The organism is Acinetobacter sp. YH12045 (genome assembly GCF_013419925.1).
In the GTDB taxonomy this organism is placed as follows: domain Bacteria; phylum Pseudomonadota; class Gammaproteobacteria; order Pseudomonadales; family Moraxellaceae; genus Acinetobacter; species Acinetobacter amyesii.
In genome coordinates this window covers 1-24736 of sequence record NZ_VOZE01000018.1, presented here as the reverse complement: position 1 = coordinate 24736, position 24736 = coordinate 1, and the positions used below count along the sequence as shown (strand labels likewise).

21 protein-coding genes, 12 pseudogenes and 1 other annotated feature are annotated in these 24736 nt (G+C 39.3%); of the genes and pseudogenes, 17 read left to right on the top strand and 16 right to left on the bottom strand.

The features are described 5' to 3' along the window. Positions 1–765: 765 nt before the first annotated feature. The 4 genes and pseudogenes from FTU02_RS15030 to FTU02_RS15015 form a co-directional block, all read left to right on the top strand. A complete protein-coding gene (locus tag FTU02_RS15030) occupies positions 766–1071 on the top strand; it encodes a helix-turn-helix domain-containing protein (RefSeq protein ID WP_000366814.1) in 306 nt (101 codons plus the stop codon). Then, a complete protein-coding gene (locus tag FTU02_RS15025) occupies positions 1071–2336 on the top strand; it encodes a type II toxin-antitoxin system HipA family toxin (RefSeq protein WP_000934717.1) in 1266 nt (421 codons plus the stop codon). Before FTU02_RS15030 ends, FTU02_RS15025 begins: the two co-directional genes overlap by 1 nt. Positions 2337–3084: 748 nt before the next feature. Continuing rightward, positions 3085–3279, top strand: a complete 195-nt coding sequence (locus tag FTU02_RS15020) for a heavy-metal-associated domain-containing protein (protein WP_179990953.1) — start codon at positions 3085–3087, stop codon at positions 3277–3279. A 176-nt stretch (positions 3280–3455) separates the two neighbouring features. After that, a pseudogene (locus FTU02_RS15015) lies at positions 3456–3677 on the top strand (cation transporter); the annotation flags it as partial. A 113-nt stretch (positions 3678–3790) separates the two neighbouring features. Here FTU02_RS15015 and FTU02_RS15010 read toward each other — a convergent pair. From FTU02_RS15010 to FTU02_RS14985, 6 genes and pseudogenes are all read right to left on the bottom strand, one after another. Continuing rightward, a pseudogene (locus FTU02_RS15010) lies at positions 3791–4255 on the bottom strand (reverse transcriptase N-terminal domain-containing protein); the annotation flags it as partial. Between the two features lie 575 nt (positions 4256–4830). Then, positions 4831–6189 (bottom strand): annotated as a pseudogene (locus tag FTU02_RS15005) (IS66-like element ISAba25 family transposase); the annotation flags it as partial. Between the two features lie 74 nt (positions 6190–6263). Next, entirely contained in the window at positions 6264–6599 is a 336-nt protein-coding gene (gene tnpB / locus FTU02_RS15000) for an IS66 family insertion sequence element accessory protein TnpB (protein WP_179990954.1), read from the bottom strand. Continuing rightward, on the bottom strand, positions 6596–6979 hold the full coding sequence (locus FTU02_RS14995; RefSeq protein ID WP_179990955.1) for a transposase: 384 nt from the start codon (positions 6977–6979) through the stop codon (positions 6596–6598). The genes tnpB and FTU02_RS14995 overlap by 4 nt, the downstream gene beginning before the upstream one ends. A 430-nt stretch (positions 6980–7409) precedes the next feature. Then, a complete protein-coding gene (locus tag FTU02_RS14990; protein ID WP_119879449.1) occupies positions 7410–8321 on the bottom strand; it encodes a ParB/RepB/Spo0J family partition protein in 912 nt (303 codons plus the stop codon). Positions 8322–8328: 7 nt separating this feature from the next. After that, the gene (locus FTU02_RS14985) at positions 8329–9108 is read right to left on the bottom strand and encodes a ParA family protein (RefSeq protein ID WP_179990956.1); all 780 of its coding nucleotides are present in this window, start codon (positions 9106–9108) and stop codon (positions 8329–8331) included. A gap of 856 nt (positions 9109–9964) precedes the next feature. Here FTU02_RS14985 and FTU02_RS14980 point away from each other — a divergent pair. The 7 genes and pseudogenes from FTU02_RS14980 (at position 9965) to FTU02_RS14950 (ending at position 15763) form a co-directional block, all read left to right on the top strand. Beyond that, positions 9965–11137 (top strand): replication initiation protein, encoded by a 1173-nt coding sequence (locus tag FTU02_RS14980; protein ID WP_127800989.1) that lies wholly within the window; start codon positions 9965–9967, stop codon positions 11135–11137. A gap of 162 nt (positions 11138–11299) precedes the next feature. Further along, a pseudogene (locus FTU02_RS14975) lies at positions 11300–12464 on the top strand (IS3 family transposase); the annotation flags it as partial. After that, positions 11575–11691 (top strand) — a sequence feature (AL1L pseudoknot). (Overlaps the previous pseudogene by 117 nt.) 107 nt (positions 12465–12571) lie before the next feature. Beyond that, positions 12572–12970: pseudogene (locus tag FTU02_RS14970) on the top strand (aldehyde dehydrogenase family protein); the annotation flags it as partial. Next, entirely contained in the window at positions 12970–13356 is a 387-nt protein-coding gene (locus tag FTU02_RS14965; RefSeq protein ID WP_177155611.1) for a carboxymuconolactone decarboxylase family protein, read from the top strand. The pseudogene FTU02_RS14970 and the gene FTU02_RS14965, both read left to right, overlap by 1 nt. Before the next feature lie 301 nt (positions 13357–13657). Next, positions 13658–13976 (top strand): annotated as a pseudogene (locus FTU02_RS14960) (helix-turn-helix domain-containing protein); the annotation flags it as partial. Positions 13977–14190: 214 nt separating this feature from the next. Next, positions 14191–15495: a type II toxin-antitoxin system HipA family toxin gene (locus FTU02_RS14955; protein WP_180004308.1), complete on the top strand. Its 1305-nt coding sequence runs from the start codon at positions 14191–14193 to the stop codon at positions 15493–15495. Further along, positions 15488–15763, top strand: a complete 276-nt coding sequence (locus FTU02_RS14950; protein ID WP_016658816.1) for a helix-turn-helix domain-containing protein — start codon at positions 15488–15490, stop codon at positions 15761–15763. The genes FTU02_RS14955 and FTU02_RS14950 overlap by 8 nt, the downstream gene beginning before the upstream one ends. A 370-nt stretch (positions 15764–16133) precedes the next feature. Here FTU02_RS14950 and FTU02_RS14945 read toward each other — a convergent pair. Further along, a pseudogene (locus FTU02_RS14945) lies at positions 16134–16352 on the bottom strand (IS66 family transposase); the annotation flags it as partial. Here FTU02_RS14945 and istA point away from each other — a divergent pair. The 3 genes and pseudogenes from istA to FTU02_RS14930 all read left to right on the top strand — a co-directional run. Then, positions 16350–17195 (top strand): annotated as a pseudogene (istA, locus tag FTU02_RS14940) (IS21-like element ISAba8 family transposase); the annotation flags it as partial. The pseudogenes FTU02_RS14945 and istA sit on opposite strands and share 3 nt — an antisense overlap. Further along, positions 17195–17968, top strand: coding sequence for an IS21-like element ISAba8 family helper ATPase IstB (gene istB / locus FTU02_RS14935; protein WP_180157837.1), 774 nt, complete (start codon positions 17195–17197; stop codon positions 17966–17968). The pseudogene istA and the gene istB, both read left to right, overlap by 1 nt. Positions 17969–18043: 75 nt before the next feature. Then, positions 18044–18556: pseudogene (locus tag FTU02_RS14930) on the top strand (DUF4113 domain-containing protein); the annotation flags it as partial. Here FTU02_RS14930 and xseB read toward each other — a convergent pair. The 6 genes and pseudogenes from xseB to FTU02_RS14900 all read right to left on the bottom strand — a co-directional run. Then, positions 18553–18747 carry an exodeoxyribonuclease VII small subunit gene (xseB, locus tag FTU02_RS14925; protein ID WP_004644823.1) on the bottom strand — a complete coding sequence of 65 codons (195 nt, stop codon included), beginning with the start codon at positions 18745–18747 and terminating at the stop codon, positions 18553–18555. The pseudogene FTU02_RS14930 and the gene xseB sit on opposite strands and share 4 nt — an antisense overlap. After that, complete coding sequence (gene xseA, locus FTU02_RS14920; RefSeq protein ID WP_180004301.1) at positions 18740–20002, bottom strand: exodeoxyribonuclease VII large subunit; 1263 nt, start codon at positions 20000–20002, stop codon at positions 18740–18742. The genes xseB and xseA overlap by 8 nt, the downstream gene beginning before the upstream one ends. Before the next feature lie 231 nt (positions 20003–20233). Next, positions 20234–20821 (bottom strand): annotated as a pseudogene (locus tag FTU02_RS14915) (recombinase family protein); the annotation flags it as partial. Between the two features lie 194 nt (positions 20822–21015). Continuing rightward, a complete protein-coding gene (locus FTU02_RS14910; protein WP_070155405.1) occupies positions 21016–21330 on the bottom strand; it encodes a hypothetical protein in 315 nt (104 codons plus the stop codon). A 2-nt stretch (positions 21331–21332) separates the two neighbouring features. Then, positions 21333–21746, bottom strand: coding sequence for a hypothetical protein (locus tag FTU02_RS14905; protein WP_070155403.1), 414 nt, complete (start codon positions 21744–21746; stop codon positions 21333–21335). Positions 21747–21879: 133 nt separating this feature from the next. Then, positions 21880–21975 (bottom strand): annotated as a pseudogene (locus tag FTU02_RS14900) (transposase domain-containing protein); the annotation flags it as partial. 88 nt (positions 21976–22063) lie between these two features. On the opposite strand from FTU02_RS14900, the gene FTU02_RS14895 reads away from it, so the two are divergent. Genes FTU02_RS14895 through FTU02_RS14885 form a run of 3 tightly spaced genes read left to right on the top strand, consistent with a single transcriptional unit; the run spans position 22064 to position 23035 of the window. Further along, complete coding sequence (locus FTU02_RS14895) at positions 22064–22387, top strand: transcriptional regulator (protein ID WP_104505828.1); 324 nt, start codon at positions 22064–22066, stop codon at positions 22385–22387. Next, the gene (locus FTU02_RS14890; protein ID WP_104505827.1) at positions 22368–22682 is read left to right on the top strand and encodes a DNA-binding transcriptional regulator; all 315 of its coding nucleotides are present in this window, start codon (positions 22368–22370) and stop codon (positions 22680–22682) included. The genes FTU02_RS14895 and FTU02_RS14890 overlap by 20 nt, the downstream gene beginning before the upstream one ends. Positions 22683–22720: 38 nt before the next feature. After that, entirely contained in the window at positions 22721–23035 is a 315-nt protein-coding gene (locus tag FTU02_RS14885; RefSeq protein WP_104505826.1) for a hypothetical protein, read from the top strand. Positions 23036–23734: 699 nt separating this feature from the next. Here the strand turns inward: FTU02_RS14885 and FTU02_RS14880 are convergent. The 3 genes and pseudogenes from FTU02_RS14880 to FTU02_RS14870 all read right to left on the bottom strand — a co-directional run. Beyond that, a complete protein-coding gene (locus FTU02_RS14880; RefSeq protein ID WP_074163995.1) occupies positions 23735–24235 on the bottom strand; it encodes an META domain-containing protein in 501 nt (166 codons plus the stop codon). 2 nt (positions 24236–24237) lie between these two features. Further along, entirely contained in the window at positions 24238–24579 is a 342-nt protein-coding gene (locus FTU02_RS14875; RefSeq protein WP_167846503.1) for a hypothetical protein, read from the bottom strand. A gap of 82 nt (positions 24580–24661) precedes the next feature. Next, a pseudogene (locus FTU02_RS14870) lies at positions 24662–24736 on the bottom strand (IS6 family transposase); the annotation flags it as partial.

Here is a 24736-nt window from a genome sequence, read left to right as displayed (position 1 = left end):
CTGTCAGCAGAACCGCAGCGATACTTTTTTTCGTGCATACATGTAGTGTTTAAATCCATTCATTTTTCAATGATCCTCTGCCGTTTATCACATTTATGGTCGATCTTTAACCTTGTGAAAAATGCACATACCGATCCCTTCAAACTGTCAAATTTATGTATGCATGACATTTAAAGAAAATTATCTGATCAATTTTTTTAGGTAAAATTCATCAAGAAAAAAGTTATTATTATTCATAACATCACCAATAACCACATAAAAACAATAATTTAATAAATTATTCTTCCAATTTTTTTATATTTAGTGTTATTACCTCTAAATCCATGTTTACCACCTTCTATTACATAAGTAATTTAGAAGTATCCACGATATAAATTGCTTGCCCTCACACCTCTCCCCTCTCACGCCCAAAAAATTTATACTGAAAGGCAGATTAAGCCCGTTCGAGTTACATATAGCCGCATGCTATATTGAAAGCATTAAGAAAATATCCTCAATATTTATAGGATTTTTAAAGTATGAACTAATTTTCGAAGAACCCTTTCTAAGTAATGTGACCTATTAGGAAAAATGAAAATACTGAAATCTCCGTATCAACAATCAGTCAAAGTACATCCTGATGATTTTCTGTAACCGATACCCAAGGACTATACCTACCCTTCTGATGTGCTGTGCAACAAAGCCCTCCTTAGCCACACTATAGCTATAGATTAATTCCATTATTTTGTGATTTAATTAAATTATTCATTCTTAAGACCCAATTTAATGGATTTATATTTCACTAAACCAGAAGAAGTTGTGACTCTTTTAGGTGAGCGTTTACGTAAGCAACGACTCTTTCTGGAGATGTCTCAAGCTGAGGTAGCAGCACGCGCTGGTGTCGGCGTGAATACAGTTTCGAATCTTGAAGCGGGACGAAATGTATCTGTTGAAAATTTAGTCCGTATTGCAATGGTCTTGGGTCGATTAAACGAACTTCAGGAACTATTTAAACCTCAGCTTAACAGTGTGAATGACATTCTTCGCTATGAGAGTCAAAGTAAGCGCCACCGTATTAAGAGGAAGGGATAATGCTCAATAGACTTAATGTTTATTACAACGGTTGGGGCGAATCATGGTTATGGGGAACGCTGATTAGTTCAACAGCCACGACAGGTAGACCCACCATTGCTTTTGAATATAGTCCAGAAGCAATACAGCAAGGTGTTGAGCTCTCTTCTTACTTGCTGCCTTTAAAAGGTCTACCATTCAGACAAGGTTTTCCTACTCATCAAATGGGACTCCCAGGTCCAGTCTATGACGCTTTACCAGATGGTTGGGGCATGATGTTGATGGATCGATATTTCAAAAAAATTGGCTTAAATTCAGCACGAATTGGACCTTTGGAGCGTCTGACCTATATTAGTAGTCACGCAATGGGTGCCCTCTCCTTTGAACCTTGTGTTGCTGACATGCAAACCTCAGAAAATATCCCTTTACAACAACTGGCCCAGGAAGTTCAAGAAGTACTCAAAGGTGAAGGTGGTGAATTTCTACAGCATTTATTGGTCATGGGTGGCTCCCCTCAAGGTGCCAGACCAAAAGCGTTGGTTTACCGAGATCCTGTCAATTTAGAGTTTTCGACTCAAGATTCTGATCAACATGAAGCCTGGCTGATTAAGTTTCCTGCTCAGCAAGAGCATCCTGAAGTCTGCGCCATTGAAGCCGTCTATGCAGAATGTTTGCGACTTTGTGCAATTGAGACTCCAGATACCCATTTCTTTAATTTGCCCAATGGTTTAACGGCTTTTGCTTCTAAACGATTCGATCGTCAAAATGGTATGCGGATTCCAATGCAGAGTTTGGCTGCATATACAGGAGCAGACTATAAAGTTCCAGGTAGCCTAGACTATCGCAATTTTCTCCGGGCAACCTTGATGTGTACGCAAGATGTACGAGAAAGATTGCATGCTTTTAAACGTGCTGTGTTTAATGTGCTTTTCAATAATCGGGATGACCATACTAAGAACTTTTCATTTCTCATGGAGAAAAATGGTCAATGGAAATTGGCTCCAGCCTATGATGTGACCTTCTGCGAGGGTCCAGGTGGTTATCATCAAATGGACATTATGGGAGAAGCGCTCAATATTTCCCGAAATGACATACATAAACTCGGTACTTCAGAAGCTAATCTGACTACTCTAGAAGTCGATGAGATCATCTTGACCATGCGTGAAATTGCACTTCAATTTAGTCAAATTGCGCAGCGCCTGTATCCCCATCAAATTCGAGAATCTACCCTACAGATGATTCAATCACGGATTCAACAGAATATTGATTTTTTAACTGAAACCTAAGCGTAAATATAAACTAAGCGCCAACCATCAACTGCAAATAGACTTTGATATAGTTAGTCGCTACATAATCTGTAGAACCTGTGAATTAGCTCTCTTTATAATCACGAATATTAGATGGATCACCGCCAAGATATATTCTGCAAACGTGAAATCACTACATCCAGATCGAAAATCACTAAGAAAAAACTGTCACCAAAAAAAGGTCTGCACTATGGATAGATGCAGACCAAACTCTGGATAACTACCAGCACGAGAAATATGTCGCAATTTTGCATAGACATGAATTTGATAAAATCAGCCCAGAAAGCCAGAAATTCATAAAAACTATTTCATCAATCCCCTATAACTTAATCACGTTCATGGTCGATCTTAAATCTTGTGAAAAGTACTCATGCTGACCTAGCCAAACTGTAAAACTCATGTATTCATAGCCTTTAAATGAATCTTTCAATCGGTATATTTAAGGTAAAAACTAGTAATCAGAAGTTATTATCACCCCCATATAAAACAAGGATCAACTTAAAAACAATAACTTAGTAAATTATTCTTCCATTTTTTTTATATTTAGTGTTATTTACTGTAGTCATTAGAACACTCTTCTTTGGAATACTCTGAAGAAAACTGTAAGGTTGTAAACAGACCAAGTTACAGCGAGTAACTGATTCAGAAAAAGGCTGGTTGTATGGTGAAAGTTTAGAGTTACTGTTCTAATGTTTTAAACAAATGTTTTGTTAAAAAGGAGCAACATATGAAATTTCACATCGCTAATATGACTTGTGGTGGTTGTGCACGCGGCATTACTACCGCAATTAAAGAGCTCGACTCGAATGCCTCACTCGATATTGATTTACAAAACCGTATTATTGAAATCAACACAACGGTGAGTCAGGATCAAGTCATTGCCACTCTCAGTGAGCGTGGATTTACAGCTGATCCTGCTTAATCTCTGTTAGAGTAACAGTGGGAATTCCTTACCACTTTTACTCTCTTATTTTCCTCATCGTACAGATAAAACCTGTACTTGCTTGAAATAAAAGTAATCCCTGAATTCCACCTAATCTTGGTTCGAGCTGATCTTCGCATATAGAACTCAGCATATCTAAATGATAGAGATCGTATATGAGTACCGAAATGACTGATACGCCACACTACAGTGAAACATTAGAGATTGAGGGGATGACATGTGCTTCTTGTGTAGGCCGTGTGGAAAAAGCTTTAAAATCTGTTGAGGGTGTTGAATCGGCTCATGTAAATCTGGCTACCGAAAAAGCAGTCATTTATGCGCATCAACCACTTGATCGCGCTACTTTAATTAAAGCCGTAGAAAAAGCAGGCTACGAAGGGCTTTGTTGCATAAATATGTAAGCATCTGATTTAAATAAATTTAATTTTGGATCAAAAAACAATCAAAACTTTTAAAATCATATAGTTATGAAATCTTTGTGCAACAAAGCCCTGAATCCATAAGAGTTCCGATCAGCAGTGGTCTCCGCGATGGGTTCCAAAGCCAGCAGATGGAGCGCCTGCATGGCCCGGCATTTCATCGTGGGTATCCCGAGAGGTCTCATCTTGCCATTTTTCTTCGGAATAAGGACTCTCCGAAGCGGAAGGGGCGTGTAACCTCGCCTCTTCAACGACATCATCGCACCGGTCTTGGCCTTGGGTGTATTCCAAGTCACCTTGTCGACCCCAGCCGTGTTTTTGCCTTTGTTTTCAGACACTCGTTTGACGGCCAATGCTTTGCCACTAAACGAGTGAGTCAGCAGCCATTGCAAAGCTTTCGCCTTGTTATGCCTGCCGTCTTGTACCGCCTTCACAATACGCGCTTGCAGCCCTCTGACATGACGCTGTACAGCAATCCAATCGATGCTGTCCCACGATGTGCTGGAAGGTGCACACGCTGATACTGCTGCATTCATTTGCTCTCCCTCCATTAAAAGGGTTCTACACACTCTCTTGTGATGAGAGACCATAAGGACGTCAGCCCGCTTTCGCGTGGGGTAATGTTTCAACCTCTATCCAACCCATTACAGACTGGCATTCGCTTTTTCCTCGTTCCTTCGCCCGCATCACCATGGGCAGTTTTTGCAAACTGCTTTCCCAATGGGAGTAATACGGGATTTCCACGTTCCGCTTACTGAAGTACATCGGCTTAGGTGCCTGCTATCGACCGGGAGGCGTATGGGTCACGAATGCGTAGTCGAAAGACGCAATTCCCACCTCCATTACCGTTTTGGTTCGAGCGTATCAGCCATTTCCGCTCGTTCAACTTGACGATCGTTACGCAGATTCACATGTGTTCACCATACCGATTATCTAGCCCTTGTCCGGCTATGGCTGCCAGAAGGGTACGCCTCTCACGATTGATACCCCGCACCTTGCGGTGCCTCGTTACATTGTCGAAGGCGCTCTTTATTCAGCCTTCTAGATTCACCCGGTGACACGGGTGGTTCCCGCAGGGGGAACAACTTCATTAAGCGACTTCGTGTCGCACCTCGACCCAATTATTGCAAATCGGTAGATTGCCATCATCCAGATAGCGGCTTAAAGCTGGCCAACGCTTCAGAGTGTAATTGATGGCCTTGGCGGTGGGAGAACTCGATGGCACTGTCAGATGATGTTGGTTGAGCCATTCATATAGTTGTTGCATCACTGGTTGACTATGCTGTTGTCGGTATTCGCGGCGGTCTTCCGCTGTACCATCGGTCTTTTTCCTGAGCTCTGCTTCTATCGCATACAGTTTCTGAATCAGCACTAATGCCTGTTCAGCGACCTGACTTTTCCCAGTTACATGCAGTTCATGGAATTTACGACGTGCATGCGCCATGCAGCCCACCTCAATGACATCGCCTGATTTAAAGCGTGCTTTATAACCACTGTAATCATCACAGACTAGATAGCCCTGCCAGCCTTTCAAGAACTCTTCAGCATGCTGGCCTGAACGACTATCCTGAAAGTCATAGATCACCGCCTGAACTGGATTGTACTGTGTAGTGGCATAGGCCCAGACATAACCTTTCTTCGGTTTTTTATTATTCTCACCCATCCGCATGATGGTGACCGGTGTTTCATCTGCATGCAGCACCTGCTGTTGTAGTACCACCTCTTTTAAGGCATTGGCCAGAGGTTCCAGTTCTACACCGCAGCGACCTATCCAGTCAGATAAAGTTGATCTAGAAAGTTCGATTCCCGCCCGCTGATAGATCAGACATTGACGGTACAGCGGCAAATGATCGGCATACTTCGATACCAGCACATGGCTGAGCAATTCAGGTGAAGCAATGCCTTTATCAATCACATAGGCGGGCATCGCTTGCTGAGTCAGAGTGTCACACTGATCACAGACCCATTTACCACGCACATGCTGTTCCTTATAGAACTGTGCCGGTCTGAAATGCAGTTTTTCACTGACATCTTCGCCGATACGACGGAGTTGGCAGCCACAAGCACATTGGGTTGATGCAGGTTCATGCTCAATACGGATGGTGTGTAGATGATCTGGCAGTGGTCGACGTTTAGGTTTATTGGTTTTGGCTTTCTGTGTCGCTGCATTAGTTTTATCTGCATTTAGCCGTTCCAGTTCTAGATCAACCGCGGCAATATCTTCTTCAACCGCTTCATCCCACAGATGGATTTGTTTTGCCGTTAAGTGTTCATTCTTTTGGGCGAATTTGTGCTTTTTAAACAGCGCCAGTTCATGCTCGTATTTTTGATTGAGAATAGAAAGATGTTGAACTTTAGAATCTAATTGCTGGTTTGATTGTGCTAGAGACTGATGCTGCATCGCCAACTGCCGGGTAAATTCCAGCAGTTGTTCATGGGTCAGTTGGCTTAAGTCAGGCAGCGTATTCATGACCGCAGTATGCCTGAGGTCATGAAGAGAATGAAATAGAACGTTTGGAGAATAGCAGAATAGCCGAGCTTGGTTTAGAGCATTGTTACCACTTGCTGTCGTCCAATGCGCTGCCAGGGCAAACCCTGGATTAATGCCTGTAACTGTTCCGGGTTGAGGACCACGGTTTCACCTTGGTGAACTTGAGCCCAGTGGAATTTTCCCTGTTCCAGCCGCCTGGCACACAGCCAGATGCCCAGTCCATCATGTACCAGCACTTTCATACGATGACCACGTTTATTACAGAACAGGTAGGCGCAATGCGGTTTGATGTAGCCAAAGGCTCTCACCACCTGAGCCATGGTCGTATCCATACCTGCACGCATGTCCATGGGCTGGGTAGAGAGCCAAATTTCATTGATACGGATCATGTTGCCAGTGCCTTGAGTAATTCTGCCAAGGCAGGTATTTCTGATGTCTGCCATTTTAGCTGAATATCATTATTCGTATGAGGCACGGTGATACACAACGTGATCCTCTCATCAATAGGTTGGCTGATTGCAGCAGTGTAAGGCAAAGCAATAAATGCTGGATTCACATGAGTAGGATCCTGCACGGCACCATCATGATGGCTGAAGATCCTGATCCAACGACTGACAAGGTTGGCATTAATACTATGTTGCAGTGCGACCGAAGCGATCGAGGTATTAGGATTTTTGCAGGCATTGACAATACTGAATTTGAATTCTTTGCTGTATGTTCTGCGTTTTTTAGCAACAGGAGGTGTTGCTGAATATATATCCATGTTCATAGATTAAGTCCCCACTTGTTTTTAGGTGGGAACTAAATTAAGGCTTATAGGATCGCTTGGTAAGGCTGTGTTAGCTGGATGCTTACTTTCTTTTACCTTAATAACGTATTTTTTTAACGGCAGCATACCTTTTGAAACACCACCAAATTATTTATGTTCCACCAGCACATATACTTCCCTATCGAAAAATCTGATAAGAATTGATTATTTTGATACAAAACCTGAAAACTGGGAGTGCTTATATGGACATATATAATATTTCCGGATAAATATAAAACTACTCCACAAGAAGAAAGGCAGAATTTAATCTCAGTCCGAAGTAACAGTACTCTCAAAGACCAAATGTAAAGAAGCATACTTAAGAAAATAAATTTCAATAATGCATGAGGATGTAATTAGTTTCAGGGTGCTAAGAAAGTGTAGCAACTTGCTACACTTTTTCGCTTTTTTGAATCAGCTGTTTTAAGAAATCTTCTAATTGTAAGAGACTGGCTTCGTCAATTTCCGAGATATTCAGAGAAACCTTAAGCTGTTTTTGATTCAGTTTGATATTCCCCGCAATCTTACCGGCATATTCAATTTTTCTGACCACGGATGTTGTGGTCAGTTTTTCTGGATTCTGACTCAATAGTTTTTCAGCATAAGTAGTAACTTTGCTTTGCTCGAGTTTTTTGTCTTTTAATTTTTCCCAAGCTCCGAGTAAGGCCACTTCGGCTTCAGAGAGTTGTTCAAGATGATCCGATAGAAATTTTTTGAATGCAGTTGCAGCAGTACGGCCTAGCAAGCCTGGTTCCACATCAAGGTCATTTAAAATTGCTTGCGGCAGTTTTTCGTATGCTAAATACTTGTACATATCTTCGCGATTTAAACCCAGTGAATTGGCTAAACGTTGCTTGTTTTTCTTTAATTTCTCATCAAGTGAGTTCAGGCCAATAAAAATCTCATAATCTGTCAGATCCTGACGCTTTAAATTCTCTGCCAGGGTTAACAAAGATGCTTCTACATTATTTGCATCAATTATAATGGCTTCAATCACAGACTTTCCGAGTAATTGATGTGCCCGTAAGCGTCGCTCGCCTGCAATCAGTTCATATTTCAGATTATCCAGTTTACGCACTGTAATGGGCTGCAAAAGGCCGATTTCATTAATAGAATCCGCCAGTTCTTTTAACTGTGACTCTTCAAATATTTTACGCGGCTGGTTTGGACTTCGGCTGATATCCTCAATAGGGACATTACGTCTAAACTCTTTCGGCTCTTTAATATTGTCTTTCTGTGCTTGCTGATGTTTTTCTGTATTCTGTTTCAGTTTCTGAGCTAAAAGCTCTTTGGTGCTTGCCATAATGCTCTCAGGTTTTAATTTTCACTACAATTTCATTGGCAAGGCTTTCAAAAGCCTTACGTACTTTTGAATTTTTTTCTACTTTCAAAAGTGGTTGTTGCAGAATCGCTGCTTGATTGACTTTAGTACTTTGAGGAATTGTGGTTTCTAAAATTTTACCTACCTGTTTCAAGGCTTCATCCCGAATCAGCTTACAGACATTCTGACGTTCATCATGCTTAATTAGTAAAGCGCCTAAAAGCTCTAAATCTGGATTAATACGTTTGATTTTTTCAAGATGATTTAAAAGATCTGTTACCCCATACAATCCATATTGTGATCCTGATTCGATAGGGATAATGACATGTGTTGAAGATGCCAAGGCATTGCTTGTTAATAATTTAAGGCTAGGTGGACAGTCGATCAATATAAAATCATAAAGATCTTTTAATAGTTTTAACTTGATATTTAACTCTTCAGAAGGACGGGGAGCTTCTTCTTTTAGTTGATCTTCAGTTTTTCCTAAATTTAAGGAACCATAAATTAATGATACTTTTTCAAAGTTCGTTTCTTCTTGTAATGCATCTGCCAACAACGAAATATCGCCCACTAGTAATTCTGCTGTAGTGACAGCAATTTCGCTTGGATGTTGGATCCCAATGTGTAAACTTGCGTTTGCTTGAGGATCTAAATCAATGACTAAAACTTTGTAGCCAAGATTGGCAAGTTCTGAGGCTAGGTGTACAACAGTCGTTGTTTTGCCACATCCGCCTTTATGGTTAGCAACAGTAATAATTTTTGCAGACATGCGTGTCAGATGCTTCCTTATTTCAATGTTTAGTAATATAAATAACTTTCATTCATCTTACTATAGTTTTTAAATTTATAAATCCTATTTATTCAGCTGTAAAACAACTTAAAAAATAAATTTTTAACTAAGCTAGCTTAATTAAAAATTAGAATAATTAGTTATTTAGCTAATTAATAATTAGGATCATATTTTTATTATATAAAACAAGTGCTTGTAACTTTAAAAGTGGAAGGTTTGTCACTATAAAGTGGAAGGTTTGTCACTATAAAGTGGAAGGTCTGTCACCGTAAAGTGGAAGGTCTGTCACTATAAAGTGGAAGGTTTGTCACTATAAAGTGGAAGGTCTGTCACTAGGGTGGAAGGTTTGTCACTACTATTTTTATAACTGCTATTTTTATTTAAAAATAATTTAAAAAACAAATATTTAAGCTGTTAATAAAGTCTCATAACTAAGCTTTAAAGGTGGAAAGATTGTCACTGTATCTTCTTAACCTGTGGATAATCTGTTTTTATTGGATATTTCCTGATGATTATATGTGCAGTTATACCTTTTAAATCTAACAAAAAGGTGGAAGCCTTGTCACATCAGGGTTTTTATCTGACTTAACCTAACTAGACCTGAATGAAAAAAGTAAAAATAGACCTTCTGAACTGTAATTTCGAGACTAAAGGTGGAAGGTCTGTCATCATGGGGTGGAAAGATTATAATTAATTCCACTTTAAGTGCAGGAAATCGGCTAAAATGCTTCTTTTTGATGACAAACTTTCCACTTTTAGAATATTGTGGTGAAAGTCTTGAAAGTTTTTCCACTTTTGTATATAAAAACTAAGTTAAATTATAAATATCACGGTTATGACAGAATCTGAACCATTGCAAGAAGAATCGAATTATATTCCTTACTGTATAGGCAACATTCGCCATAATGGCGTTGTCAGTACCAGTAACCGTTTAATTCGCCCAATCGAATTATCAGCCAATGAATATAAGGCACTTTTATATGCAATGGCGGTTGCGAATTATAGTGAGAAAAATAGGGTAGATGGTGAAATTACCGAACAAACTTATATTTATTTGTATAAGGATGATTTGGCAGATTTACTAGGATTAAATAAACGTAATTCAATTAATGTTGCAATAGATCGGATTTATAAAGAGCTTTCATCCCGGGTAGCTCATTTTATTATTGAGGAGCCAGCTGATAATGGTAAGAGAAAGACTAAAAAAGTACATTCTGTCGTTCCCATTATCCGTGAGTTAAGATGGGAAGATGATTCTAAAAATGCGATTCAGATTCGTTTTACCAGTGAGGTGTTGCCGTATTTCACTCAACTGGCTGGGGGTAATTTTACTACCTATCAGCTAAAACATCTTTTTGCCCTAGATTCTGTTGCCAGTATGAGTCTTTATACTTATTTCATTAAAAACGAATTTAAGTACGCCAATCAAAAGAGTTATGAAGTGCCATTACTTTTAGAAAACTTGAAAGCACTGATTGATATTAATGAAACCAAATATGATCGCTGGGTAGATTTTAGACGCTATGTATTAGACAAAATAGTGGCAGAAATTAACGAAAATACAGATCTACAGTTAGAGTATGAAACCGTTAAGAAAGGCCGTCCAATTGTAGGTGTGAATTTTAAACTGCATCATCGGATTGCTGATAAGGCACTGGATGAATTTGCAGTGATTGAAAAAATCTATCTTGATGTTCCATTTGAAGACAATGCATCCGTAAAAGAATTAGGGGCTAAATTCGATATGAATGTACGTTCTTGGTATATTTTTAATAATGATGAAAATTATCAGCAGTTCAAGAAGTGGTTTAAAAAAGTAGGATGCCTCACTGACTCTCAAGCAAATATTGTCATTAATGACACTTTATTCCAAATGGATTTTGCTGAAATTGGTATGGGGTTGAATGACTTTAAACGAAATATGAAGCATAAACTTAAAAGTAATCCGGAATTCGTCCATAGTATTCGTGAAAGACTGAATGATATTTTTGGTAAAGAGTTGATCTAGCGAAAAGTGTAGCAACTTGCTACACTTTTTAGATATATGTTCGTAAAGAATACAAGTGGTAAGGACCTTAGGATAAAAACGACTCTGTTGCATAAAGTGTGAAAATTGAGACTGAACCGTACCGGGTTTGTCGGAGACCAACTTTCTTGAGAGAATGTTCCAATGACAAAACCAAAATATACCCCTGAAATCAGAGAAAGAGCGGTTCAATTATTGATTGAATCTGAAAAAGATTATCCTTCTACTTGGGCTGCAATCACAGCTATTGCACCTAAGATTGGTTGTACTCCTGAAACATTGCGTGTTTGGTATTTAAAGCATATGGATCAACTAAATCCTGCCAAAGTACAACAGATATCTGACCAAGAAAAAATGAAGCAAATGGAACGTGAAATTAAAGAATTAAAACGTGCCAATGAAATTCTACGTAAAGCAGCCGCTTTTTTCGCCCAGGCGGAGCTCGACCGCCCACACAAATAATGGTGGATTTTATCCAGAACAATAAAGATCGATATGGTGTTGAAGCGATTTGTAGAATTTTACCGATTGCAGCTTCGACCTATTATCGGGCTTTAGATCTCGTTGATAACCCAGAACATCGAGCGAAACGTGCTCTGCATGATTTATATCATGCAGAGCAAATCAAACGTATTTGGAAAGAAAGTTTAGGTCGATATGGTGTGCGTAAGGTCTGGCAACAATTGAAACGTGAAGGTTATGTTATCGCACGTTGTACAGTTGCTCGATTGATGCAGAAGCTAGGTATACAAGGTGTTTGGCGTGGTAAGAATAAACAAACCACCCGTAGCCGAGATGATCAAAAACGAGCAGATGACTTAGTAAAACGCAATTTTAATGCAGATCATCCTGACCCTTGCGAAGCAATGCTTCTCAGGTCGCTGACTTCACGTATATTCAAACTCATTCAGGCTGGGTCTATACCGCCTTTATTATTGATGTGTTCTCGCGAGCAATTGTTGGATGGAAAGTATCAACACGTATGAATACAGATATGGTGCTCGATGCACTGGAGCAAGCATTGCATGATCGAGGCATGCCAAAGAACGTGATTCATCATAGTGACAGAGGCGTGCAATATCTTTCCATTCGTTATACCAATCGTTTAGAAGCAGCAAATTTACGAGCATCAGTCGGTACGACCGGTGATTCATACGATAATGCTTTGGCTGAAACGGTGAATGGCTTATACAAAACAGAGGTGATTGAATATTTAAAAGCGGATTGGCAAGGTTTAGCAGATGTACAACTTGCGACACTAAACTGGGTAGATTGGTTCAATAAAGAGCGTGTACACAGTGCACTGGGTGGCTTTGTTGCATAAATATGTAAGCATCTGATTTAAATAGATTTAATTTTAGATCAAAAAATAATCAAAACTTTTAAAATCATATAGTTATGAAATCTTTGTGCAACAAAGCCGTTGCAGGTGGAAAACAACACAGCGCTGGTGAGTTATTTTACGAACCGACCATTATTGCCGATGTAACTGCAGAGATGGATGTTGCAACTCAAGAAACTTTTGGACCATTAGCTGCAATTTTTAAGTTCGAAACTGAGCAACAAGCAATTGAGATGGCCAATGCCACAGAATTTGGTTTAGCTGCTTACTGCTACACACAAGATTTAGGTCGTGCGTGGCGCATGAGTGAACAACTCGAGTACGGTATGGTTGGAATTAATAAAGGCTTGATTTCAAATGAGGTTGCACCGTTTGGTGGAATTAAACAGTCAGGTTTAGGGCGCGAAGGCTCAAAATATGGCATTGAAGATTATCTCGAAATCAAATACACCTTATTTGGAGGATTAGGCTAATGAGTAATGAAAAATTTGAAAAAGGTTTAGCGATTCGTAAACAGGTGCTTGGCGAAGCTTATGTCAATAATTCGATCAACAATGCTGATGATTTTAACTTACCTTTACAGGAACTGGTCACGGAGTATTGTTGGGGGGCGGTCTGGGGACGTGAAGAACTGAGCAAACCTGAACGTAGTCTAATTAATCTGGCTATGATATCAGCCTTAAACCGTCCGCATGAATTGAAGCTACATGTTAAAGGAGCTTTACGTAATGGCGTGCCTAAAGACAAAATTCGAGAAGTACTCTTGCAAGTAGCAATTTACTGTGGCGTGCCAGCTGCTGTAGATAGTTTCCGTATTGCAAAAGAAGCAATTTTAGAATATGAACAGGAAAATATTTAAAAATTTTACCAATCAAAGGTTAAAATTATAACCGCATTATTAAATGCGGTTATTCTATTTGCGATTGAAACCTATGAATACTTTCAGCATAAGAAATATTGACAATTAAAGTGAGTAAATCATTACCATATATCAAAATTAATGAAAATTTTGCCACTTGATATCAATTTAACATAATCAATGTTATACGAAGTACAGCAACAACATTTGTAACTCCAAAATAGAAATGTCCGGTTTCTCCAAAGTAAAGAATACTCGCTTTTGCGATTATCGAAGCGTACGGTTTGATATGTTGGTGTTTATGTCGGATAAAGAACTTAAACGATTGTCGGTCTTGCAAGAAATCTGTGATCAACGCATCACCCAATCTCAGGCTGCTCAGCTACTTCACATTTCAGAACGCCAGATCAGACGCTTACTGAAAAAATATAAAGCTCAAGGTCCATCTGCATCAGCTCCTACTGCACATGGTCAAACCTGTAATTCCAAGCTCCTTTTAGACTCAAGTGGCTGAATCTAGTGCATGAAAAGCTGACCAGCATTCATGGATTCAATATTTTAACGAAAACACCGCATTCTTGGATGATTGCAGCTGACTTATTAACGGCTCATATCATGATTAATTTGAAGGACATGCTGATAAATGTAGTCTGCTAATGTTTATTGACGATGTTGCCTCAAACTATAGCAGCCGGTGAGATCAACTCACATGACTTGTTATTCCCATGTAGAAATATACTGGCTAACAAGCAAATAGAAAGATAATTAATATTATTTTATTAAAATAGGTATATAATAAGAATATTTAATATATTTTACTATTTTAATAAAGTTATGAGTAAATATTGTACCATTCAAATTTATCAGGATGACCAGTGGCTTGACTGTGCAATTGTTGAGTTGATGGGTGAAAATGAGCATGGTTGGCAAACACCAACTCGTACTTCATATTTATTTGAATATGCAATTTCTTATATGGACTTACATGATGGCCATGCACTCGCCTATCATTTTCCTGTGAATGTACAAAATAAAATTAATGAAACTTGGCCTGCTTTCTTAATGGATTTACTTCCACAGGGCTATGGTCGTAAAGAATTATTAAGACAACTAAATTACAGTGAAAATGCACAAGAACAAGCAGATTGGGCACTTTTAAAAGCTGGAGCTGGCAACCCGATTGGACATTTACGTATTAAAGAAGCTCATGAGTGGCTGCAAAGGAGCTTTCCGACTGATCAAAATATAGGCTTTAGCCTAAGTGAGATTATAGAACGAAAAGAGCACTTCATTGAATCGCTCGCCTCTTATGGCTTATTCATTGCCGGCTCTTCAGGTGTTCAAGGTGAATGGCCAAAGCTACTCCTCTCCCAAGGACATGATGACCTATTTTATTTAGATCACACACTTGCAGATCATCAGGTAAAAAAACATTGGTTAGTGAAGTTCAGTCGTGGTAGTGACGAAAGCCTGAATAAAATTTTAACTAATGAAGCACACTATATGAAAATTGCTCATTATTTGGGTTTACGCGTACATGAGGAATTACAATTACATGGTAAAACCCTGTTTATTCCAAGATTTGATCGCTACGTACAGGATGGAAAAGTCCAGCGTATTGCACAGGAAAGTCTTGCATCTCTAAGTGGAAAAGCTGGTTTTGGTATTAGGATGACTCATAATCAAATCTGTGAATTACTCACACAGTGTTGTAGTCATCCGAAAGAGGAGATCTTCGAATATCTTAAACGTGATTTGGCCAATGTTGCCTTAGGCAATAAAGATAATCATAGCCGCAATACAGCGATACAACGCTTGAATAATGGCATTATACAACTGACTCCACTCTACGATTTTGCACCGATGTGGTTACATCCTGATGGTATCGCACGAACGACTCGTTGGGAAAAAGATGATCATGGTGGTATGCCAATTTGGCGTTCAGTGATTGAACAAGTCACAGCGAAAACTGGTATTGAACATCATGAAATTCAGGCAGAGTTAGTCAAGCAATTACCCCTCTATCGAGGATTGATGGCCGAAATGAACAAATTGCAGATCTCTCAGGAGATTTTGCAAAATAGTCAGTACCGGATTGAAAATATATGCCAGCAGATTCAGGAGTTAGCACGTGGATAAGCGCTATAAACCTATGACGGCAATTGAGCAGTTAAGAAAGCGCCAAGAAATATTGGAGACGATTAATCAAAATCCTGACTGGCCATTTTACAAGGTTGCTCGTTATATCCGAACTGAGCTTCATTTGACTTTAAATGAAATGGCTAAAATCACAAAAATAGCACCCCAAACTTTGCAAAAAATGGAACAGCCCAATAGTAATCCGACTTTGGAATCTATGATGAAACTCCTAAGCACCTTTGGTTTAAAGATTGTTATTAGATATTGAGTTAAAAGTTATTAATTCAAAGGTAAGCATCCGGCTAACACAGCCTTACCAAGCGATCCTATAAGCCTTAATTTAGTTCCCACCTAAAAACAAGTGGGGACTTAATCCATGAACATGGATATATATTCAGCAACACCTCCTGTTGCTAAAAAACGGTAAGCGTCCGCTGAACACACCTTCTGAATTCATCCTATAAGCCTTAATTTAGTCCCCACTTAGAAACAAGTGGGGACTTAAATTTATGACTACAAATAATCAGACATCCATCGCATCTCTTGCGAAAAAACGAAGAACATACAGTGCTGAATTTAAACAGCAGATCGTTCAGGCTTGTAAAGCGTAAGCGTCCGCTGAACCCCATGCCTATTTTTTAATTTGAGTTGGATTTCCAGCGATGTGGCAGTAATTCTTCTATTTGGGTCGCTTTATGCGTCGGCAGCCTTTTCAGCACATCACTTAAATAGGCATACGGATCCAAGCCATTCAGCTTTGCTGACTGGATTAAAGTCATGATGTTTGCCGCTCGCTGACCACTGCGCAGCGAACCTGCAAACAGCCAGTTCTTGCGCCCTAAGGCCCAAGGTCGCATAAACCCTATTTACTCCAACGTGTAAACGCAGCTCATCCTGAATGGATTCCTGCTGTTGTGCTCTACCAGGAAATTTTAGGGTTGGGATATCCAGGAAAGATCAGGATCTTGAGGGAATATCTTGCAACATTAAAACCAGTTGCTCAACCGGAACCGATCATTCGTTTTGAAACCCAACCTGGCCAACAAATGCAAGTGGATTTCACCACGATTCGACGTAACAACACGACTTTAAAAGCTTTTGTCGCAACATTAGGGTATTCCAGAGCGACTTTCGTGAAATTTTATGATCATGAACGTACGGATGCATGGATCGATGGTCTAGAAAATGCATTTCAGTTTTTTGCAGGAGTACCTCAAGAAATCCTGTTTGATAACGCTAAAACGATCATGATTGAACGGGATGCCTATCAGGAGGGGCAGCATAAATGGAACCCCAAACTGCTCGACTGCGCCAAGAAATACAGCTTTCGTCCTCGCGTATGTAAGCCCTACCGTGCACAGACCAAAGGCAAAGTTGAACGCTTTAATGGATACCTCAAATCAAGCTTTATTGTGCCATTGAAAGCAAGCCTGAAGACTTCGGGTTTACTGTTAGATGTTGATGTCGCCAATGCCCACATTGGCCGGTGGCTGCATGAAACCGCCAATCAGCGGATTCATGCCACCACGCAAGAAAAACCGGCTGTTCGACTGCAACAGGAGCAGCAAAAATTTACGCCATTACCGCAATCAGATACAGGTTCTAGCACTGTACCTGTTGCAGCAGCACAGCATGTCATGCCCTACGAGAGTTTGCAGCATCCCTTATCGGTATATGACCAGTTGCTGGGAGTTTCCTGATGAATCTGCAATACGACCGTATAGAGCAGCTTTGCCAAAAGCTCAATCTGCCTGCCATCGCATCACAATGGTCACATCATGCACAACAAACATTAGGTCAAGATGGAAGTTATGCCGACTTTGTTGAAGCGATCTTGACGCATGAATATGCTGCCAAGCAACAGCGCAGTCAGCAGGTACTGATGAAACTCTCAGGCCTGCCTCAAGTCAAAACCCTGGAAGACTATGATTTTAATTATGCCCTAGGGGCCCCTAAATCACAGGTGATTGAACTGTTCAATCTGAGCTTTATTGCTAGAGCAGAAAATGTGGTGTTTCTGGGGGCTAGCGGAGTAGGAAAAACGCACTTATCTATGGCATTAGGCTATAAGGCCATCATGAACAACATTAAGATCAAGTTCATTACCGCAGCGGATTTAATGCTGCAACTGAGTACAGCCTATCAGCAAGGTAAATTGAAAACCTATATGCAGCGTGCGGTACTGGGACCAAAGTTACTGATTATCGATGAAATTGGTTATTTACCGTTTGGACGTGAAGAAGCGAATCTGTTCTTTAACGTGATTGCCAAGCGTTATGAAAAAGGCAGTACGATATTGACGAGTAACTTACCCTTTAGCCAGTGGTCTAAGTCATTTGCGGATGATGTTACGTTGACCGCTGCGATGTTAGATCGGTTGCTGCATCACTGTCATGTGGTACAAATATCGGGTGAGAGTTATCGTTTGAAGGATAAAAAAAGAATTGGGATTCAGCCCCAGGTTGAAATTTAATACGAGATCAAAGGGGTCAATTTTACTTTGCCATTTGAAAGGTAAAAGGGGTCAATTTTAGAATGCCGTTGACATGGTCAACGCATCTACCACATTGATGATCTTAAAGAAGCCATTTCCTTGTATGTTATGGATGCGGTTAGCAGACTGAGAGATGATAATTTGTTGTGTGGTTGTCTGATTGGTTTCGTTCAATCAAACCCATTTGATAGCTCAAAGCCCTTCTACAACAAGTCTTTATCATTAGCTTTACCAGAACCTACCGACAACTTATTAGTGCTCTCTAAACTCGCTACAACGATGATTGATGGCCTGTATGCAAAGGATATAGCATTCAAGAAATGCGGCGTGATTCTGACGTGTCTCGAACCAAAGGAAAACCATGTGTATGACATGTTCACTGATATGAAACACATCGAAGTCAGCAATGCCTTGATGGATTCCCTTGAAGCGATTCATCTTAAGTATGGCAAAACCAAGATTGCCTTGGGCGCGAGTTTAATGCCGAACAGAACATGGAATATGTCACGAGATCGGCTAACACAGAACTACTTTAAGTGGGATCAACTGCTAACAATTAAAGATTAATCCTTAAAGCTTTCATTCAATGCTTGTTGTACTGCATCAATGCGTTGCTTACAGTTTTTATAAGCTGCCATGGATTCTTCAACAACTTTCATCAGGTTATCAATGTCCGGCTCCTCTTGAGACTCTAGAAGCTCAGCATTCTTCTTTAAGATGTCATAGCCTTCTTTAAATGTTAGTTGTTGTTCACTCATTTGGTTTCACCTGTAAAACTTGTGTATTGATTAAACCATCATGTAATTGAATCGCCAAAGTTTGATCCTTGGCTTGATGAATGGATGTTATAGCCTTCCCTCCACTACGAACGATGGCATAACCTCTAGCCAATACATTTGTAGGGTTTTGGATCAGCGTCATTCGCATCAGCGTTTCCACATTAAGCGTTGCTCGTTTCAATTGTTGCTGAGCAAAGTAATGGACATTCGTCTTCACTTGGTCAGCTTGTTTGCTGGCTTGATTAAGTTGTGCCTGAGCCATAGATTTGGTGATTTGCATTAACTGATCATTTTGGCTTTGGTACGCTTGGATCTGCTGCTGAGAGTACAGTTGGATGGATTGAATGAAAACCTTGACCTCATCTACACGTTCAGCAATATGGTTTCTAATACCGCCAATCACTTTACTTGGTGTATCAAAAGATCGATGTGCAATTTCATCGAGAATGGTCTTATCTCGTTCATGTCCAATACCAACCCAAATAGGTACTGATCGTTTGCAAAGCAAAGCAGCTAGATCGTAATCATTCAAGTAAGCCAAATCATTGACAGCACCACCACCACGAATGATGACAATCAAGTCAGGAGGTGTTTTGTATTCATTGGCCCACTGTCTTAATCCTTGGCTTAAAGAAGCAATTATACTTGCTGCTGCTGTATTACCTTGAAATGTTGCTGAGTGATAGATGAATTCACAGACCCCTGCTTTATACAGAATATCAGCATCCTTTCTAAAGTCTCCTAATCCTGCAGCTTGTTCAGGTGCAATGACGAGAACCTTGTTCATGTCAAATGGTGTAGGGAGTTTCTTATTCTTGTCAATCAAGCCATCTTCTGTGAGTTGCTTTACGATCTGTTGGTAACGTCTCGCAAGATCACCGAGCGTAAAGCTTGAATCAATGTCTTCAATGTTTACTGAGAACCCATATTGTGGGCTAAAGCTGGCTTTGACTTTAATCAGAATATTCAGGTCCTTTGACAGCTCCATTCCACTTTCGTTCTGAAACTTGTACAGAAGCTTAGCTGCAGTGGACTTCCAAATGGTTCCTTTACAAGATGCAATGACTTTATCAGTGCCCTCTTCTTTTTCAGCAAGTTCTAGGTAGCAGTGACCACTCTTGGTGTTCAGGCTTCTAATTTCAGCTTTAACCCATACAGGATCACCAAAGGCAATCTTTACGATCTCTTGAACTGTTTCGAGGTATTCACTGAGGGAAAGCTGTTGATCAGGCATACTTAGTTTTTATGAATTGTAATTGTCAAAGACTATAGAAAGTTTGGCTTATAGGCAAACACCTATAGGTTATGATAATAATGCCACTTCATGTATCGCAAGTCATGCCGGTTAGGACCAAAAAAGTGGCTAACATTTCAACTAAAGGTCTTCAATGGCTACTCGAATCCTGCCTTGTTGTGCACGAGATTCGACAAGCTGATTCAGCCCTGCATCTTCTCCTCGGTTCATTACTCGATACACAGTAGCTACCCCACAACCAACAGCTTTCGCAATTTCCTGCTTAGTCATGTTATTTGTAGCAAGCAACTCCTTGATTCTTTTGTGCTTGGCTTCATTTGGTTTCTTACCTGATGGTTTGTACCCTGAACGCTCTAAGCCTTGCTTGATCCTTTCTATACGTTTCTCGTTATCCAAACGAGCCATAGTAGCAAGTAGATCAATCAGCATATTGTTGATGAGATCTAGTATCGAACTTGTAATACTGTCATTGGTTTGGATTAGTTGATGAGTAGTCGGAAGGTCAGCAACAACTAAGCGAAGCCCCTTCTCTTGGATTCTACGCTTAAGCTCTTGGAAGTCTGCTTGGCTTAGACGGGACAGATGATCAACGCTTTCTACCAATAACGTGTCGCCTTGGTTTGCTTCTGTGAGCAACCTGTTTAGTTCAGGACGATCCAACTTCGTCCCTGAGAAATTCTCAATATAGGTAACCGATTCACCTAACTTGAGCCTTTGGTTTAAGTCATCTAATTGGTTTAGTGCTCTCTGTGCATCTTGATCTTTGGTTGAAGCTCTTAAGTAGATTCTAGTCGTCATGGTTTATCATTTGAGATAATTGAATATACTACAATGATATAGCTATCATTAAATCAACATAACAACTCTAATGATATTTCGTTGTAACTAACTGTTTCCTTATCATTCGGGTATACTCTTTTGATAAAAAAAGCATAACTAAAAGCCATGCCTTGGGAATTCGTATAACGTGTATTATGTTAATTTTAGAAGATCTATACAATTCTGTACTTTTTCACAATCATAGAAAAAGCAAATAAAATACTTATCCAAAATAAATAATCAATAAAAAAATTGAGAAAAACAAATTGATCCATGCCGATGAAAATAAATAAAGGATTGATACTTATACTTCCGACTGGAGAGGTTTCACCATCTATAAGGAACTGGAGAGGAAATCCCCCAGCTATGACTTTAACTTTTTCAAGCTTATCTACAACTATGCGAGCAACTAATATATTTTTTTGATAAAGCAAAGATACGTAAGTCAAAATAATCGCTAAAAAATTAAAATATAATATTTTTTTCATAACTATTCTTTATCTTTTAAGTTAATTAAAAACAGCCAATAACATAAGCCAGGAAATAGAGCCAGAAAGCTAGCCCATGTATTGGTATACATCTTCCACCAATCTTCAGCAATCTTTCCAGTATGCCCCCATCCTAAAAGAATAAAAAATGGAGTAGCAATAATTAGAGAGGTAATACAGATGGTTAATAAATTAAGACTGTTATAACGATTTAAAAGAATTGAGAATATGTAGCTAAAAGGCACAGTCAAAATACAATAAGCCAAGTAAATAAGACCGTGTCCTACAAGAACTACGAAAATCGAGTATAGGCTGTATTCGTGATTCACTGCGATAAACAGGACTGTTGTTAAAAAAAGTAAAGGTAAAGGAGCAAGTAAGAGTGCTTTTACTATTTGTTCATTTGAGTATTTCACTAATTTAATTCTCTTATCTACTCAATAAATAATAATACTATAACGATTTTATTGGAGGTTTTTTGATTCTATTTAACATAATGGCGGTTATACGAATTGAACGTAAGCGTCCGCTGAACCCCATGCCTATTTTTTAATTCGGTTCAGGTTTCCAGCGGTGTGGTAGCAATTCTTCAATCTGAGTCACTTTATGTGTCGGCAACCTTTTCAGCACATCACTTAAATAGGCATTTAATCCTGAGAACTAAGAATTATCATTTAAAAATACCACAAAGTAGTATAAAATAAACTACTACAAGGTAGTATGAATGCAATCAATGTATACAATATGTGAGACTCCATTATTTACTAAATACTGTCTTGTTTATTGGACTCAGGAAGAATATGAGGAATTCAAAACATTCTTAGCATTAAATCCTGAAGCAGGAGATGTAGAGCCTAATGCAGGTGGTATTCGTAAGATTAGATGGACTAGCGGTGGTAGAGGTAAAAGTGGTGGTGTCAGAGTCATCTACTTTAATCGTTTAGCAAATGGAGAGATTTGGTTATTAACCTTGTACAGTAAAAAGCAAACTGTACAGCTTAGTAAGAAGACTCTTCAAGCATTAGTGGAGAAACTAAATGACTCGTTTAATGACTGAAAAAGAACTTGAGGCTTTTGAAGCAACTAGGGATATTGAAGCTGAAATATTACAAGGCATCGACGATATGCTTACTAGTAATGCAGCGAAAAGAACCGTAATCACTGAGACAGATGTAGCGTTAGCTCGTAGAAAGGCTCAACTAACACAAGATCAGTTTGCTAAGATTCTTGGCGTATCAAGACGTACTCTTGAATCATGGGAACAAGGTGCGAGAAGACCATCAGGAGCAGCAACATCCCTTATTCGATTATTTATTGTTGATCCAAAATTTGTAAAAGAGAGTCTGGCTTAATTTAGACAGCTCTCTACTATATTTATTTAAGGTTTTTTATGAAGCACTTAGGATTTGTGGGAAAAAGTACTGAATATTTAGGGTATACCCATATTGAAATTATCAATAGCTCATTACGCTTATCTTTCAATATTCCATCAACAAAAGATCTAGAAGAAACCTTTAAAAAGATAGTCGAAAATAACTATGATTTACTCATGGAAACATCAGCAGAAATCGAGTTCGAATTAGAAAGTGAAACGCTAGCAAAGATAGAAACCATCATAAAAGAAAAAGGGATTGAACTTGATGAGTTTGTTCAAAATGCGCTGATTAAACTTATCAACCAAAATGAATTGGCTAAGACTGATTAGACCTTAAATGCAGACAATAAAAAACCCCAGCATCCTGCCGGGGTTTCTCATATTGGGTTGCTAGGTATGACTCCTGTCTTACCTCACGCTCCTGGTGCGATCTTTCTTATTCTTGTTGTTTGGAACTTCCTGTTCCTGATGAGTTCATCATAGGAAAATTCCACTGTTCCTGGTAGCCGCAAAGAGCCGAGATTGTTGTGCGCCAGGGCGTACAAAATAGCCTAAATTTTATCCACAGCCATTGGGGATAGTTTCGGATCCTGAAAGCCGATGAAATGGGCACTGATTGCCAAATTGATCGTTTTTTAATCAAATTTACTGGCAAAATATTACAGATCTGCTTAAAAACTCACCAACTTATTACAAAAGCCGATTTTTTGCTTTTTCTTAGTCATGGCTAAATTTTCAAGTGATTGATATTTATATTAATATACAAGTGTATTGCGTATAACCACCATTATGTTAAATAGGGAATTCAAAGCTCTTTCTAAGAGTTGGTATAGTGGTAATACTTATTGAGTGCGTAAAAGAATTAGATTAATAAAATACTCAAAAGAAAAATAGTAAAAGGGAACTTACAGAAAATAAGTTACCGGCTCTTAAAATTATATTTAAACAAAGAAGCCCAACTAAATGATTGGGCTTCCTCATATCTAACTTTACCTTATGATTTTCATCAGTGTACTGCAAGAATTTAGACTACTTGTTGACTTGAACACCTTTAAAAATCAATTTCTCTTTTTTTTGTGTTTCTATAAGCAGTTGTGCCTGCCCCTTACGAGATTGAAGATATAATGTGGGAGCATTCACCAGAATATCTATCATCGTACTTTCACGTAAGTTGATATCATCAGGACAGCCCATCATTGTGGCAACAATTGGTTGTTCAGCATATAAATGATTGCCCTTAAAATGAATACCAATCGAATTTATATTACAAAACAAATTCCCAATATACAGCATCTTTTCTGCAAATTTTAGCGTGATAGGTTGGTCAGGTTTTGAAGCCAGAAATAATGAATCTATACGTTCACTATTAGCATTTGTTGCCTCGATTAATTCCCAAGAAAATTGCGCCAAGGTCTGCTCACTAAAGGACATCACTTGTAATTCTTGTATCTTGGACTGATCGGCTGATGAAGGCTTATGACAAGCGCTCAAAAGTCCAACGACGAACATCAGTATAAATATTCTAGTCATCGTTATTGTCCGTATAATAATGAGTAACCCTCTTTATAGAGTTCATCAGTAGACATATAGGTCATATATCCATTAGGTTTGGCGGCACCTCCGCAATACCCCTGACCTTTCATGGAAGAACTCCATGTGCCTTGATAAGTTGCAGTAGATAATAACCCTGCCGCCACACTTCCAATAAAGATTGGACCACCACTATCGCCACCCCAACAATCCAACGTTGGACCTGAAACTTTTACCCATGTTGCATTACACACACCTGCCCCTGATGGTCCACATTTATTGTCAGTACCAAATGCTTTAAATGCGGTCGACTGAACCGTACCACAACTATAACCAGTTTTCATTCCATAATGACAGACATACGTACCAACAGGGGCACTGTTGCAAAGTTAGCGATGAGGCAGCCTTTTGTCTTATTCAAAGGCCTTACATTTCAAAAACTCTGCTTACCAGGCGCATTTCGCCCAGGGGATCACCATAATAAAATGCTGAGGCCTGGCC

Bases quoted from the DNA above. Each gene is read 5' to 3' on its own strand.
- FTU02_RS14885 (WP_104505826.1), top strand. From the start codon at position 22,721: ATGAAGCACTTAGGATTTGTGGGAAAAAGTACTGAATATTTAGGGTAT.
- xseB (WP_004644823.1), bottom strand. From the start codon at position 18,747: ATGAGTGAACAACAACTAACATTTAAAGAAGGCTATGACATCTTAAAG.
- FTU02_RS14990 (WP_119879449.1), bottom strand. From the start codon at position 8,321: ATGGCAAGCACCAAAGAGCTTTTAGCTCAGAAACTGAAACAGAATACA.
- FTU02_RS14910 (WP_070155405.1), bottom strand. From the start codon at position 21,330: ATGAAAAAAATATTATATTTTAATTTTTTAGCGATTATTTTGACTTAC.
- FTU02_RS14980 (WP_127800989.1), top strand. From the start codon at position 9,965: ATGACAGAATCTGAACCATTGCAAGAAGAATCGAATTATATTCCTTAC.
- FTU02_RS15020 (WP_179990953.1), top strand. From the start codon at position 3,085: ATGAAATTTCACATCGCTAATATGACTTGTGGTGGTTGTGCACGCGGC.
- tnpB (WP_179990954.1), bottom strand. From the start codon at position 6,599: ATGATCCGTATCAATGAAATTTGGCTCTCTACCCAGCCCATGGACATG.
- FTU02_RS15030 (WP_000366814.1), top strand. From the start codon at position 766: ATGGATTTATATTTCACTAAACCAGAAGAAGTTGTGACTCTTTTAGGT.
- FTU02_RS14965 (WP_177155611.1), top strand. From the start codon at position 12,970: ATGAGTAATGAAAAATTTGAAAAAGGTTTAGCGATTCGTAAACAGGTG.
- istB (WP_180157837.1), top strand. From the start codon at position 17,195: ATGAATCTGCAATACGACCGTATAGAGCAGCTTTGCCAAAAGCTCAAT.
- FTU02_RS14895 (WP_104505828.1), top strand. From the start codon at position 22,064: ATGTATACAATATGTGAGACTCCATTATTTACTAAATACTGTCTTGTT.
- FTU02_RS14955 (WP_180004308.1), top strand. From the start codon at position 14,191: ATGAGTAAATATTGTACCATTCAAATTTATCAGGATGACCAGTGGCTT.
- FTU02_RS14985 (WP_179990956.1), bottom strand. From the start codon at position 9,108: ATGTCTGCAAAAATTATTACTGTTGCTAACCATAAAGGCGGATGTGGC.
- FTU02_RS14875 (WP_167846503.1), bottom strand. From the start codon at position 24,579: ATGAAAACTGGTTATAGTTGTGGTACGGTTCAGTCGACCGCATTTAAA.
- FTU02_RS14890 (WP_104505827.1), top strand. From the start codon at position 22,368: ATGACTCGTTTAATGACTGAAAAAGAACTTGAGGCTTTTGAAGCAACT.
- FTU02_RS14880 (WP_074163995.1), bottom strand. From the start codon at position 24,235: ATGACTAGAATATTTATACTGATGTTCGTCGTTGGACTTTTGAGCGCT.
- xseA (WP_180004301.1), bottom strand. From the start codon at position 20,002: ATGCCTGATCAACAGCTTTCCCTCAGTGAATACCTCGAAACAGTTCAA.
- FTU02_RS15025 (WP_000934717.1), top strand. From the start codon at position 1,071: ATGCTCAATAGACTTAATGTTTATTACAACGGTTGGGGCGAATCATGG.
- FTU02_RS14995 (WP_179990955.1), bottom strand. From the start codon at position 6,979: ATGAACATGGATATATATTCAGCAACACCTCCTGTTGCTAAAAAACGC.